Source organism: Variovorax humicola (assembly GCF_037889915.1).
Lineage (GTDB): Bacteria > Pseudomonadota > Gammaproteobacteria > Burkholderiales > Burkholderiaceae_C > Variovorax > Variovorax humicola.
The window spans coordinates 1-12,446 of the sequence record NZ_JBBKZV010000039.1 but is presented as its reverse complement, the minus strand read 5'-3'; the positions used below and the strand labels follow the sequence as shown (position 1 = coordinate 12,446).

General features: G+C 61.6%; 14 protein-coding genes and 1 pseudogene. 8 read left to right on the top strand and 7 right to left on the bottom strand.

The genetic code is table 11. From position 1 onward, the window contains the following. The first annotated feature begins 100 nt into the window (after positions 1-100). Positions 101-352 carry a hypothetical protein gene (locus tag WKW80_RS32505; protein WP_340367720.1) on the top strand — a complete coding sequence of 84 codons (252 nt, stop codon included), beginning with the start codon at positions 101-103 and terminating at the stop codon, positions 350-352. A 130-nt stretch (positions 353-482) separates the two neighbouring features. Further along, positions 483-1,967 (top strand): ISKra4 family transposase, encoded by a 1,485-nt coding sequence (locus WKW80_RS32500; RefSeq protein WP_340367719.1) that lies wholly within the window; start codon positions 483-485, stop codon positions 1,965-1,967. A gap of 42 nt (positions 1,968-2,009) precedes the next feature. Here WKW80_RS32500 and WKW80_RS32495 read toward each other — a convergent pair whose 3' ends face one another. After that, positions 2,010-2,330 (bottom strand): hypothetical protein, encoded by a 321-nt coding sequence (locus tag WKW80_RS32495; RefSeq protein WP_340367718.1) that lies wholly within the window; start codon positions 2,328-2,330, stop codon positions 2,010-2,012. A 106-nt stretch (positions 2,331-2,436) separates the two neighbouring features. Further along, on the bottom strand, positions 2,437-3,279 hold the full coding sequence (locus WKW80_RS32490; protein WP_340367717.1) for a hypothetical protein: 843 nt from the start codon (positions 3,277-3,279) through the stop codon (positions 2,437-2,439). 49 nt (positions 3,280-3,328) lie between these two features. Between WKW80_RS32490 and WKW80_RS32485 the strand changes: the two genes are divergently transcribed. The 4 genes from WKW80_RS32485 (at position 3,329) to WKW80_RS32470 (ending at position 5,524) form a co-directional block, all read left to right on the top strand. Further along, entirely contained in the window at positions 3,329-4,276 is a 948-nt protein-coding gene (locus WKW80_RS32485; protein WP_340367716.1) for a helix-turn-helix transcriptional regulator, read from the top strand. 30 nt (positions 4,277-4,306) lie between these two features. Then, positions 4,307-4,552, top strand: a complete 246-nt coding sequence (locus WKW80_RS32480) for a hypothetical protein (protein ID WP_340367715.1) — start codon at positions 4,307-4,309, stop codon at positions 4,550-4,552. 75 nt (positions 4,553-4,627) lie between these two features. Further along, complete coding sequence (locus WKW80_RS32475) at positions 4,628-4,954, top strand: hypothetical protein (RefSeq protein ID WP_340367714.1); 327 nt, start codon at positions 4,628-4,630, stop codon at positions 4,952-4,954. Positions 4,955-4,975: 21 nt separating this feature from the next. Next, positions 4,976-5,524 carry a hypothetical protein gene (locus tag WKW80_RS32470; RefSeq protein WP_340367713.1) on the top strand — a complete coding sequence of 183 codons (549 nt, stop codon included), beginning with the start codon at positions 4,976-4,978 and terminating at the stop codon, positions 5,522-5,524. Positions 5,525-6,232: 708 nt separating this feature from the next. On the opposite strand, the gene WKW80_RS32465 is transcribed toward WKW80_RS32470, so the two are convergent. The 5 genes and pseudogenes from WKW80_RS32465 to WKW80_RS32445 form a co-directional block, all read right to left on the bottom strand. After that, on the bottom strand, positions 6,233-7,144 hold the full coding sequence (locus WKW80_RS32465; RefSeq protein ID WP_340367712.1) for a plasmid partitioning protein RepB C-terminal domain-containing protein: 912 nt from the start codon (positions 7,142-7,144) through the stop codon (positions 6,233-6,235). Continuing rightward, entirely contained in the window at positions 7,141-8,043 is a 903-nt protein-coding gene (locus WKW80_RS32460; RefSeq protein ID WP_340367711.1) for a plasmid partitioning protein RepB C-terminal domain-containing protein, read from the bottom strand. Before WKW80_RS32460 ends, WKW80_RS32465 begins: the two co-directional genes overlap by 4 nt. Then, positions 8,040-9,605, bottom strand: coding sequence for a recombinase family protein (locus WKW80_RS32455; RefSeq protein WP_340367710.1), 1,566 nt, complete (start codon positions 9,603-9,605; stop codon positions 8,040-8,042). The genes WKW80_RS32460 and WKW80_RS32455 overlap by 4 nt, the downstream gene beginning before the upstream one ends. 119 nt (positions 9,606-9,724) lie before the next feature. After that, positions 9,725-10,252 (bottom strand): hypothetical protein, encoded by a 528-nt coding sequence (locus tag WKW80_RS32450; protein ID WP_340367709.1) that lies wholly within the window; start codon positions 10,250-10,252, stop codon positions 9,725-9,727. 352 nt (positions 10,253-10,604) lie between these two features. Next, positions 10,605-11,303 (bottom strand): annotated as a pseudogene (locus WKW80_RS32445) (IS6 family transposase). 220 nt (positions 11,304-11,523) lie between these two features. Here WKW80_RS32445 and WKW80_RS32440 point away from each other — a divergent pair. After that, positions 11,524-11,967 (top strand): helix-turn-helix domain-containing protein, encoded by a 444-nt coding sequence (locus tag WKW80_RS32440; protein WP_340367708.1) that lies wholly within the window; start codon positions 11,524-11,526, stop codon positions 11,965-11,967. Further along, a partial coding sequence (locus WKW80_RS32435; protein ID WP_340367707.1) for a transposase occupies positions 11,967-12,446 on the top strand: 480 nt, incomplete at its 3' end. The genes WKW80_RS32440 and WKW80_RS32435, both read left to right, overlap by 1 nt.

Sequence of the window (12,446 nt, the reverse complement as noted above, 5' to 3'; positions counted from 1 at the left end):
TTTTGGATGAGGCCGCCATCACAGAGATGACGTTTCGTTATTTATGGCCCCGGTGGGGCAGGCAGTGCGCGCAGGTGAAAATGACTTGGCGGTAAAGAGAATGGTCGACGGCGTCAGCGGGCGACCTGGCTACTTTGACGCGCAGCCGGCTGCTTTACAGAGGATCCAACTCGACAGTGCTCGCTCGATGGGCGTGTACTTTGAGGAAAAGAACGTCCCACAGATTAGCTGCGAGCAGTTGTCGAAAATTACGCGGCCGGTGCTGATCGTGCGCGGCGAGCGGTCTCGGCCTTTCTTCACCGTCATGGCCGACGCGGCTGCCCGATGCTGGGTGGAGGCAAACTCGTCGTAGTGCCCGGCCAAAACCACATGAGAGTGTGCAAAAGTGTGGGAGGCTGCGAGCCCCGCGGCCTTGCTTCGACTTGCTCTCAAGGCGGCCGTCTTCGCTACTCTGGCGGTTATCGACCCGTCGGAGGTAAACCATGCGCTTGATCATTGAGGCTCGAATTGCTGAGGCCGCCGACATCGGCGACGCAGTGGACGGTGCGGTAACGTTGGCCGTTCTCGAGCGTCGCGACCGCAGTCTTGCCAAGTTGGGCCTCACCCTTGCTGAAGGCCGTGCTCTACTGGCCCGGGTCCAAGACGTAATGGTCTCGCAGCAGGTCGACGAGTGGATGGCGGGCGAGACGAACTGCTGCCGGTGCGGTACGTTGCTCAGCCACAAGGACAGTCGCAGCATTGTGGTGCGGACCGTGTATGGCAACGTGGCCGTCAGGAGCCCGAGACTGTGGTCGTGTCCCTGCCGTGCGGCGCCGGGGACAGCACGCAGCTCCGTGAGTCCCCTTTGCAAGGCGCTGCCCAGGCGGGTGACACCGGAACTGGAATACCTTCAGGTGGAATGGGCTGCCCATCTGCCCTACCGGCAGGCCACAGCACTGCTCAAGGAGGTCCTTCCAATCGACAAGCAGATCTCGTTCAGCGGCACACGGGAACGGGTTCATGCGGTCGCAAGGCAACTGGATACCGAAGTGGAGCGCGATATCGCCAACCAGCCGAAGGCCACCGCCATCGCCGACACCACCGTCCCACGGCGCGAATCCACCAACGTCGCGTGCGTCAGCGTCGATTCGGCATGGTTGAAGCACCACAGCACCCCCAAGGGCCGCCAAGCCATTCGCGCGGAAGCCAAGCTTCGATCGCCTTGGTCACCGGCACCGACCTTGCAACGCCACGTGAACATCGTTGCCGGGCGAGCTGCGTTTGCCGACCGTGCTCCTCGCGTGTACGCGTATGTGCACAAGCAGGTGCCCTCGGCGGCCGCGCGATTGGATCAATTCCTCGCCCGCAGTGGTGTCGGGCCCAACGAGCGCGTGACGGTGATCAGCGATGACGCGGGCGAGTTCGCCAAGGCGGTTCAAGGCAGCCAACTTGCCCGAGGCAGGATACTGGACTGGTTTCACATCGCAATGAAGTTCAAGGCGGCTGAGAACTCGGTGTTCGGTAGCGCGGCGATCGAATCGCTGGAGCGAGCCTGGGTGGAAAGTGAAATCCGCAGCTCCAAATGGTTCGTCTGGCACGGCAAGGCTGGCAAGTCCGTGGCGCGCATCAAGGCGCTCGATGACGCTTTGATGGCCAGGAAGGGCTATGAATTCTCGACGCTCTGGTGGAATCTCCAGCGCGTGTCTGGCTACATCGGGAGCAACGCCGGCACGCTGGTGAACTACGGGGCGCGTCTCAGGAGAGGCCTGCCTATCAGCAGCAGCATCGCAGAGTCGGCAGTGAACCTGGTCGTGAGCCATCGCATGGCGAAGAAGCAGCAAATGCGCTGGACCGACGAAGGGGCCCACTGCCTGGCGCAAGTCCGCGTCGCTGCTCTCAACGGCGATCTGTCGCCCGGTCGGCTGGCGAAGTTGGCCAAGGCGTCGGCGCCAAAGACTGGCACACGGCTCTCGTGCCATCCGCCGTAATGGCGGCGGGTTTCAGCGGAGTCCGATGCTTGACCTTCGGAATCAGCCTCCCACGCTTTTGCACACTCTCATCAGCTGCGAAGTAATGTTGTGCTCGTAGTACTCATCACGATTGGCGCGGTCAATGTGCACCAGCGCCTCGGCGGCCATCATCTTGGCAGCTGGCCCCGACGCCGGTCCATGATTGAAGTTTTCGACGCCCAAGGTGACACCCGGCCTGCCAGCATTGGACTTCCCGAAGGAGCCGCCTACTTCGTCGACGGATGATCGCCCGTAAAGGGTTTGACAGCCCGACTCATGAAGGCGAGCACGAGCTCTGCGCCATAGCGCGCGATGAACGCCATTGCCCAGTTGGACGCCCATTTCAGTTCCACGGGGAGGTTCTGCGACTGGAAGAGCCACGCCGAGGCGAACCCTCCGAGAGCAATCGCGGGCTTCGGGTTCTCGGGCGGCTGAGCGCCGGCGGCGCCTACCTGCAGCGGACCTCTGCCGCGAAGCTACCGACGAGCATTCGGGCCGAACGCCAGGCCATCCACAAGAACGCGAAGGGCAGGACGATGGTCTGCAGCACGAAGATCGCGATGAGGTTAACGATCCTTGCGCTCAAGTCCTTCGCCTCGTCGAGGATGCCCCTGTAATCGAATCCCTCCTTGACGTTGTCGAGGATGTCCTTCCAGCCGCGCAGGATGTCCCAGATGCTGCCCTTGACGCGCGGAAGGTCCGACACGCCGCTGGGCACCTTGCGGTCGGCGTCGTTCACCTTGGCGCTGACCTCGGCGTAGTCCTTCGCCATGAAGGCGCCGTAGACGGCCTCGTTGGCGAGTGCGGTCAGCGGGACCGCGAAACGAACCAGCAGCATCCCAACCAACAACGGGCGGGACCACCTCGCAACCCATGTGCCGCCACCGCGCCACACAGCCGCGGCCCACCAGAGCACGACGGCGACCGAGGTGGCGATGGCCACGGCTTCATGGCCCCCCATCTTCATCAGGAACATCTGGATCCCGAACGACACGCTCGCCACGAGCATGACGTCAGCAAACTTGTCGACGAGTTCGTTCAGTGGCTGCAAGACCTGCCCCGGCGCGAAGGTGACACCGACGCCACCGGGCTCCACGCTGACTTGCGTACCCTGCGCCACCGAGAGTGCCGCGCCGAGCGCGCGTGCGGTCGCGAAAGTTGCCAGCGAGCGCTTCAGGCCGGCATCGATGTTCTGCTCGGCCGGAGCATTGATGCGGGGAATCCAACATGCCGCAAGAATCAGCATGGCGATGATGGAAAGGAGGAAGAGAGAGGAATTGGAGGTTGTCATCGTCCGAGCTTAGCTTCGGGCGCCGCGCCGTTGCCGCAGAATCCCTCACATGAGTTCTCCTCGCCCCGACCACGACACGCTGGTTCATCGACTCACCCGAGTCCTCGTCAAGCTCAACCGTGGAGAACGCCTTGACCCGCGAAGCCTCGCCGCGGAATTCGATGTGGACCTGCGCACTGTTCAGCGCGACCTCAACCAGCGCTTCGCCTACCTGGACCTGATCAAAGTTGACGGCAAGTACCAGATCGATCCCGCAATGCTGGGTCAGCTCAGTACGCGCGATATTGCGCGCTTTGCCGCTGTCGCCGGGACACAGGGCTTGTTCCCCGCGCTGTCCCACGCATTTGTGCGCCAGCTCCTGCGCGAGGAAGACGATTCCGGCCTGCTGGTGCGAGGGCACAACTACGAGGACATCGACGACCATGCCGAATCCTTCGCGTTGATTCGGCGTGCGATCGCGGATCGTCGTCGTCTTGCATTCGAGTTCAGCGCCATAACGTCGCCAACTCCACGGTTCTTCTGCGGCGTGGAACCTTACAAGTTGCTCAACCAGAAAGGCATCTGGTACCTGGTCGCAATCGACAGCGGCAAGCTGAAGATATTCGGGTTCACGCGCCTGCGGGCGCTGCAAATCGAGAATGGCCACTTCGAGCCTGATGCCCAGGTGGAGTCCCGTCTCGAGAGCGACGACGGCTTGTGGCAGTCGGAGACTTCGACGCGCGTCGTGCTGCACGTCGCGAGCAGCGCAGCACCCTATTTCCAGCGCCGCGACCTCGTGGCCAATCAACGAATCGAGGCTGTGCAGCCGGATGGGAGTCTGCTCGTCTCCACCCGCATCGGCCATCCCAACCAGATCGTGCCGATCGTGCGCTACTGGATTCCACACCTGCGCATCGTCGAGCCGGCCCACCTGCAGTTGGAGCTCGAATTGGAACTCGCGTCCTACTTGGGCCTCCGCGCTCCTGAAACGACACCACCTGTCGCGACCCCCTCGTAGCCTGCACGCTTTGACTGGCGCGGAGGTTCGATGTCTCTCATTGCGATCTTTGCATTCGTATTGCTGCTTGGTTTGAGCCAGATGGTGAGCCAATCGATACGGGCGGCGTATCGCGGCGATCCCTTTGCGGGATGGTGCTGGGGCGTTGTCGTGCAATACATGATCTGCGTCGCACTGCTCGTGTTCATCGATGGCAGTTCATTTCGGCAGGCAATCAACAGCGCGGGCGCGCTGACCTGGTTCGTACGCCTCTTCTTCCTCATGAAGGCCCTCTGAAGCAAGCGGCCGCAGGGATCGGCACACTCGCCAAGTCAATTTCACTCCATCCGTTCACGGGAAAGCAGTTCGCAAATGAACAGTCAGCCAATGTTGGTAGTTGCAGGCCGCCGCTCGCTGGTGTTGGCCCTGGTGGCAGCACTCGCGCCTGTCGCGTGCACGAGCGAAGACTCCCAGAGTCAAATGGCCCGCCTCGCACCGCTGGTGCTGCCAAAAGAAAAGTGGCGGGCGGAGCATCTCTCCGCCTTCTTGACGGCCCTGCCATCGAAGGCGATGCAGGAAATGAAAATCGCCGTTGGCGTCGCCAAGGCAGCCGACACTTCAAAGCCCACCGATCCGGCCATGGATGCTCATGCCATCCAAAAGCGTCTGCTGTGGTTGTCCAGCAATGCCTTGGCGTAACCCTTCAAGGATGCCGATGCATTGGACTATCACGGCGTTGTTTCATGGGTCGCCGCCGAGGCGCGTGTGGACAAGCAAATCGTCAAGGAGGCGCCCACGTTCCCGTTGGAGCAGGCGTTGTTCAAGGTTCTCTTCGTCGGGATGTGGGACAAGTTGAGCGAGAGCGAGCGGAAGGCAGTTCTTGCGCACGTCGACCCGAACAATTCGCTCAAGGACAAGGCCGCCATCGCAGCACTTGGCGGGGCTGGCGCTCTCGCCGCGTTGTCGGGCACGGTGGCACTGGCGGGATTCGCGTTCTACACAACCATGAGCGTCACGATGGCGGCGGTCGCTGGACTGATAGGCGCCACCCTACCTTTCGCGAGCTACGCCGGCGCTTCTGCACTGGTTGGCATGCTGAGTGGGCCGGTGGGCTGGGCAGTCGTGGGGCTCGCAGGGCTGGGCGGCCTTGCACTCAAGGGCCGTGCCAACGCCGAGAAATCCACCGCCATGCTCTTGCGGATCCACTCGCTCAAGGTGGAAGCGCTTCAGGCAGCCCGCGTACCCGAGGAGCAGGTCTTCACCGGCTGAACCGCCCTCTATCATCGACCGGCATTTTCATCAGCCCAAGCGACAACGCATGCTCAACGGGGGTAACCGTATCTTTGATGATTGACACGATTTCGCTCAGAAGACCCAAGCGCGACAAGTACTTGCCGACCGCGTCCTGACGTCGACCGATGCTCCGCGTAACTTGTTGAATTCGCAGGGAAAATCCTCAGACACCGCGTGTCAATCTGCGCAAAAGATACGGCTACCCCCATAAGCGTTGCGCCTATGGACAGACGAGTGCGCACTGGAAATGCCCCACCGTTTCACCGACATGCATGCACGTCCCAATCACGGCCAACTCAAGCATTGGTTCGACAACGCAGGCATCGTGGCCCCGCGGCGGACCAGTCTTCAGGCCGGAGCAACGCGACCCCCGACAGGATGGCGAATAGCTGCACGAAGGCCCGCAGGAAGCGCCCGCCGATCCGGTGATGCTTCAAAAGGGCGTTCGACTGATCCCTTGCTCGTCAGCGTGTGCGCGCTGGGTCTCGAGGGAAATAGAAACAATTCTGCCGCTGTGGTCTGCGGTTCCCCGCGCTAGCGGAGTTCATTGAGCGGCTAGCGTCATTTACTGACCTGGCTAGCGTCATTAGATGACTTCAACAATTGCCGACAAGCGCGCGGTGCGTTCCTGCACCGCTGCAAGCCGCGCGGCCTCCACAAGGTCTGCAGCGATCGGCCCTCTGCCTACCGGTCCGAAAGCGCCTTTGTTGCTTCGTTCTTCTCCCCGATGGCCGCATTCGCGATCGCAAGGAACTGCTCCAGCACCTCCGGCTCGTTTTGTTCCAGATAGCGACGCACATGCCTGTTGTCGAGCAGCTTGATGACGTATCCGCGCGCCAGCACCAAGTTCAAGGTGTCCTCGCCGTAGGTCTGCTCCGCGATCCTGTACTGATCGTGCAGGTTGCTCATTTCCCGCTGCATCCGACCGATCTGCTCCTGGGTCACCTTCCGGGGCTGAGGGGGCTTCTTTGGCTGCGCGAGTCCATCGGGCAAGGTTCCGACCAGCAGCGCACGCGCATAGCCGACGGTCAGATTGTTTGCGGAAATCATCAGTTCCACGCTTTCGATCTGTCGAGTCGGCTTCATACGGCGCAGAGCCGCGCACACCTCGACTGAGAACTGGCGATCCTTGAGCATTTCAGTCGCCTCGGGGCAAATGCCGACGAGCAGGTTCATGCGCTTCACAACTTCAGTGGAGGCCAGGCAGAGCGCTTTGGCGAGCCGTTCGGGCGATAGCCCGCGATCGGCGGCGCGGCAAATCATCAAATGCTCCTGGATCGTCGACAGTCGATTGATTCGGTTGTTGTACGTATAGGATTCCTCGTCGATCGCGACAAGGCACGGGGCCTCGGTACGGCCGAGTTCCTTCAGGATCGCGAGCCGGATGTGACCGTCGAGGAGGACATGTTGGCCGGAGCGTCGCTCAACGGCGCTTATCGACAGCGGCTCGATCATGTCGACCTCTTGGATGGAGGCCAGGATCTGCTTGTACTTCTTCGTGGCCGCGAGACCTTCCGACAACTTGCGCGAGGGCAAGATGTTGCCGACCGGCACCAGGATCGGCTTCGGAAGGAACCCGATGGTCACTGCTGTCATGCGATGGGGGCCGCCGTCACGATGCGATCTGACAGGTATTTGGGCACGGCATCGAGCCCTTCGGCGCGCAGGAGGTTCGTGAAATTCTCATCCGCGATCAGCCGGTGCAGCGCGCCAAGGATGAACAGCAACTGCTCCTGAGCGAGCGAGGCCCGGCGCACCATCACCTGTTGGCGCATGATTTCAGTCTGGTAGGTCCGCACCAGGCTGCTGCTGGGTACGTTCGAAATCTTGCGTGGCATCGCTCGCGAGGTTGACCGCCCCAACTGACGCCGGCGCTGGAGTAAGCGCCTTACTTCGATCAACTGGCGCCCGCGAAGCGTACCGGCGTCATATGCCTCCTGCAGCGCGTTCTGGATGGCATTTTCGTCGTCGCCCGCTCGCGCGATGCTGATGGCGGTGTTCAACCCCATCTGCCCGCGGTGCACGGCCGTCAGCAGGCGTTCTTCGCCTTTGTCGAGGAGGATCAGGATGTCGCGAACGTACCCTACCCCCACGCCGATCTTCTCGGCGATTTCCCCGGCCGAATGGCCCTTTTCCTTCAATAGCCCGATGCCGCTCAAGAGCTCCAGCGCGCGATATTTGCGCCGAGCAATGTTCTCGGAGAGACTCATAAGATAGGCGTCTTCATCGGTGGCATCCACCACCAGCGCTGGAATACGCGTCTCGCCCAGGACGCGAAACGCCGTCAGCCGACCCTCGCCGCACACCAGCAGGTAGCGCTCGGCACCGTCGGTGCCTGCACGCGGGGTGACGGTTATCGGCTTTTTCAGGCCGATCGCCCGGATGTTCTCTACGATCTTGGCGAAGACTTCGGGGTCGCGCTCGCGCGGGTTCAGCACGTCAATCCGGTCGATGGGCACCATGCGCAGCTCCCGGTCGGTAGGCAAGTTGCTCATGCGGCTCTCTTCATGCGGATCTGTTCTGCCATCCCGCAGAGATAGTCGAGCGTCTCGAAGCGGAAGCTCTCGATTTCGATCGCGTTGTGCTCCGCCAGACTGAGCCTCGCGCGCGCAAACTCCCTCCAGGGCAGGAGGTAGTAGTCCATCGCCGCACTGTTGGACCGGTTCAGCCGCACCGCCACGGTGATGTCGGGCGCGAGTCCGGCGTCAAAACGGATCTTCCATCGAGAGCTGCCGCTAGCAGCCTCATGGCATCGGGCGAGCACCACGGAGACCGTGAACTCGTGATTGACATCGATCAGGTCTGTCGCGGGGTCACGGTAGATCCGCCCGCCGACCTCGGCCACTCGTCCTTCCACCGTGGCAATGACCTGGGGGTGCAGTTGCCTCAGGAAGCGGTTGAGCTCGAGATAGCGGTAGTCGCGTGCAGGCGCGTAGCCGACCAACTGGTACGCGCGCAGAAGGCTTCCAAAGCGGTACATGTATGCAGTGGAGGTCGGCATGCCTTCTGCTTCATCGATGACCACCCCTGAAAGGAAGCCGCGCTGGCGGTAGAGCAGGCGCAGACGCTCGATCAATTCCTCGTCGCTGTAGCGGCGTGCCCGCGCCCGGATGATGCCCTGGGCCGTGTAGAAGGCGTCGCGATCGACCAGAGGTTCGAAGGCCTGGTCCTTGCGAATCCACATGTCCGGCGAATTGATGACGCGCAATTTCTTGAGCTTGAAGGAAATGCGGTTGTAGATGTTGCTGCCGATGTATTTTTCGTTGGTGAGCACTTCGTGGACCGTCGCACGGGTCCATTCACGTCCGAGGTCGGATCGCACCCCTGCGGCGTTGAGGCGCTTGGCAATGTCGGCCTCGACCAGGCCGCCTTCAATGAACCACTCGTAAATCTGCCGCACGATGGTGACTTCCGCCGATGGCCCCGGCCTCAGGATCACTCGGTCCGTCTGCAGGCTCTTTTGCTGTCCTCGTTCGAGCGTCGCCTTTATTTCGCCCGATTGATCGACCAACACCCGCCGCAGTCCGAACCCCGCCAGGCCGCCTTGGCGAAAGCCCAGTTCGATCAACCTGCACTGGCCGGCAAAGACCTTGGTTGACAGCTCCCGGCTGTATTCTCCCGCCATGGCGCGCTTGACGCCTTTGACAATGGTCGAGACGGGCGAACCATCATTTTCGAATTGCTCGGCGCAATAGGCGACTTGGATGCCCGCGCGTCGGCAGATGTATTCGTAATAGGCGCTCTCGTCAGCGTCTTGGAACCGGCCCCAGCGGCTCACGTCATAGACCAGGATCACCGTATAGTCCGCGAGATGGGCCTGGACGTCATGGATCAGGCTTTGCAGCGCGACGCGGCCATCGATCCTCAGCCCGCTTTTGCCTTCGTCTGCATAGGTCTTAACGATCTGCATCCCTCGCTGCCTTGCATACTCACGGATCCGATCGTGTTGGTTTTGGGTCGAATACTGCTGGTGCTCGGTGGACATGCGCACGTATTCGGCCGCCCGAAGCAGGGCGCCTCCGGACGGAACGCTGGCGCTGAATTGGTCGTGATCCATTCGACTACCTCACCCATTGCGGGAACCGCTCGTCCCTGCCCGCGGAGCGGCCAGGCGGCGGCGGACGCTGCAAGGTAGCAGGTTGAATGCGGCGCATCGATCAAGTCCTCTCTTTGCAATCACAAAGCGATGGTCGACGGGCCCGCGGCCCGCGAAAGCACGGTGATCTTGACGATCCACGGGTCCATGTTTGCAACAGGCGAGACGCCGATCCGACGCAGTTCGTAGTGCCCCGTCTCGAGGAGGTCGCTCGCCTGCGAGAGGTCCATCTTTGCAACGGAGGGCTGCTTGCGCTTGTTGTTGCGACTGCGCTGGCGGCTGCGATTGTTCGCTGCATAGCTTGGGTGATCGGTCCGGTACTGCTTCCAATAGTTGATATTCCTCGCTGCCCACGCCTTCTGGGCCTGGGTCTGGTTCGCGAGATAGTCTGGATCACTGCGCCGCTTCGCCATCTGCCAGAGGCGCCGTCGCTCGCGGCGGCATTCGGGTTTGGTGCAGTACGCCTGTCGCGGCGCCTGGGGTCGAGGCGAAAACTCACAACCGCACGCGCTGCACCATCGGTTTTCCATGACGATCTCCGGCTCAGTCGGTTGCGCGCGGTCTCGACGACTGATCACCACGTTGTCGGTCGGCGCCAGTAAAGGCATGGCGGCGAAGGGCGTCAGCGAGAGTCACCGACGATTTTCACCAGATCTGATTCCGGCCAGATCCTCCGGTTGGCCGTCGGCAGTTTTCAGGCGGCTCGCGTATCCGGATTCCGCGATCGCCAAGCAGCAAGGCGGCACAACGGCCATGGTCAAGTGCACCGACGACCCGACCGGCTTACGGAATGAAAACATGAAAACAGCCAAGAGAATCCATTGGGCCGAACTGACACGTTGCCTTTTCCTTTGCCGGCGAAGGCCGCGACTGCGACGAGAAGGTCGAAAATCAGCTCAAGGCGGTTCTGGTGCAAAGTTTCGGCAACGCCGGAGTGACGTGTCCGGAAGGCCGCGCAGGTTATGCTGAAAGCACAGCATTCCAGATCGCGGGCGCAGCTTGGCCCCGAACGTGCAGCCGACCGAGATTGAACTGACCCTTGCGAACTCGGTGCAGCAACTCGACGCCAGCAATCGTCACCGCGGCGCGCTCGAAGACCTAGAGGCCGAGCATCGGGTTGATGCGTGACTTCACGCCCCGATGGTCTTGCTCGATCATGTTGTTGAGATATTTCGACGACCGCAGCCGCGTGTCTTTCCAGCGTGGGTTCTGCGCGGGCAACTTTCGCACCGCCCGGTGCGAGGCGGCGTAACCATCCAGCGTGATGCTCACTGGAACTCGGCCCTGGGTCTCCAACGCCTTGCGAAAGAACGCCTTGGCCGCCTTGACGTCGCGGTTGGCGCTCAGACGGAAGTCCACCGTCTGCCCCTCGCGATCGACAGCCCGGTACAGATAGGTCCACTTACCGCGGATTTTCACATAGATCTCATCGACGCGCCAGGATCAGCCGGCCTTGCGAGCGAATCGATTCCAACGCTTCTCGAACTCGGGCACGAAGCGCTGGACCCAGCGCATGATCGTCGTGTGGGCCAAGGCCAAGCTGCGCTCGGCCATCATTTCCACCAGGTCACGCAGGCTCAGCTTGAAGCGCAGGTACCAGCGAACGCACAGGACGATTACCTCTCGCTCGAAGTGTCGACCTTTGAACAGCTCATCCATGCTCTGGAACTTCTTCGCCACGTTCAGCCTTGACATCACAAAGATCGATGGGCTACCGGAAGCCAAAGTTTGCACCAGAGCCGCTGCGACCTCCATCGAGGTCGGAGCCCCATCGATTAAGTTCCATTATTTCAAGCGCACTGCACTAGTACATCAACACGTAAATAACGGAACATGAATACACTCTGCATGTCATCACAAGACGTTCGGAGGTGTAGTCATGCGCCAAACAGAGTTGAAGCTGAGCCCGCAGGACCGTGCGACTGTGGAGGCGGTTCGCGGCAAAGGGGTTCATCACAGCCGGGAAGTCAACCGTGCTCACGTGCTGGCTTGCCTGGACAAGGGGATCCCGGAAGCGCAAATCCAAGCTGTGCTGGGAATCGGACGGACGGCCCTCTGGCGCACGCGGGCCGCATATGTGCAGGGCGGACTGGATTTGGCGCTATGGGACGTCGCTCGAGCTGGGCGCCCGCGCCAGTACGACACGGATGTGGAGGCGCAAGTCACGGCGCTGGCGTGCTCGGGGCCGCCAGAAGGGCGGGCGCGTTGGACGTTGGTGGAACTCGAACAGGCTGCACGACGCGAGACTGGCAGACCCGATCTGAGTCGCGAGACGGTGCGCCGGATGCTAAAAAAAACGACCTCAAGCCCTGGCGCAGACTGATGTGGTGCATCGGCACTCTGACGCTGGAGTACCGACTTCGGATGTACGAGCTGCTGGAGCTGTATGCACGGCCCCTGGACCTGCGTGAGCCCGTCGTCTGCATCGACGAGAAGAGTCTGCAGTTGCTCGCTCGCAGCCGCGCGCCACTGCCGATTGCGCAGGGAGCACCGCACAAGGAAGACTACGAGTACGTTCGGAGGGGGACAAGTAACCTGTTCGTTGCCATCGAGCCCAGGGGCGGACATCGCGAGGTCTCGGTCACGGACCACCGCTGCAAGGACGACTTCGTCCACTTCATTGCCGCGCTGCTCACTGGCGCTTACGCGACCGCCAAGCGCGTTCATCTCGTGCTCGACAACTTGAACATTCACTTCCGCAAGTGTTTCGTTGACGTACTCGGCCAACGCACAGCCGCAAAGCTGTTGCGACGCGTGGAGTTTCACTACACCCCAAAGCACGCCAGTTGGCTCAACATGGCC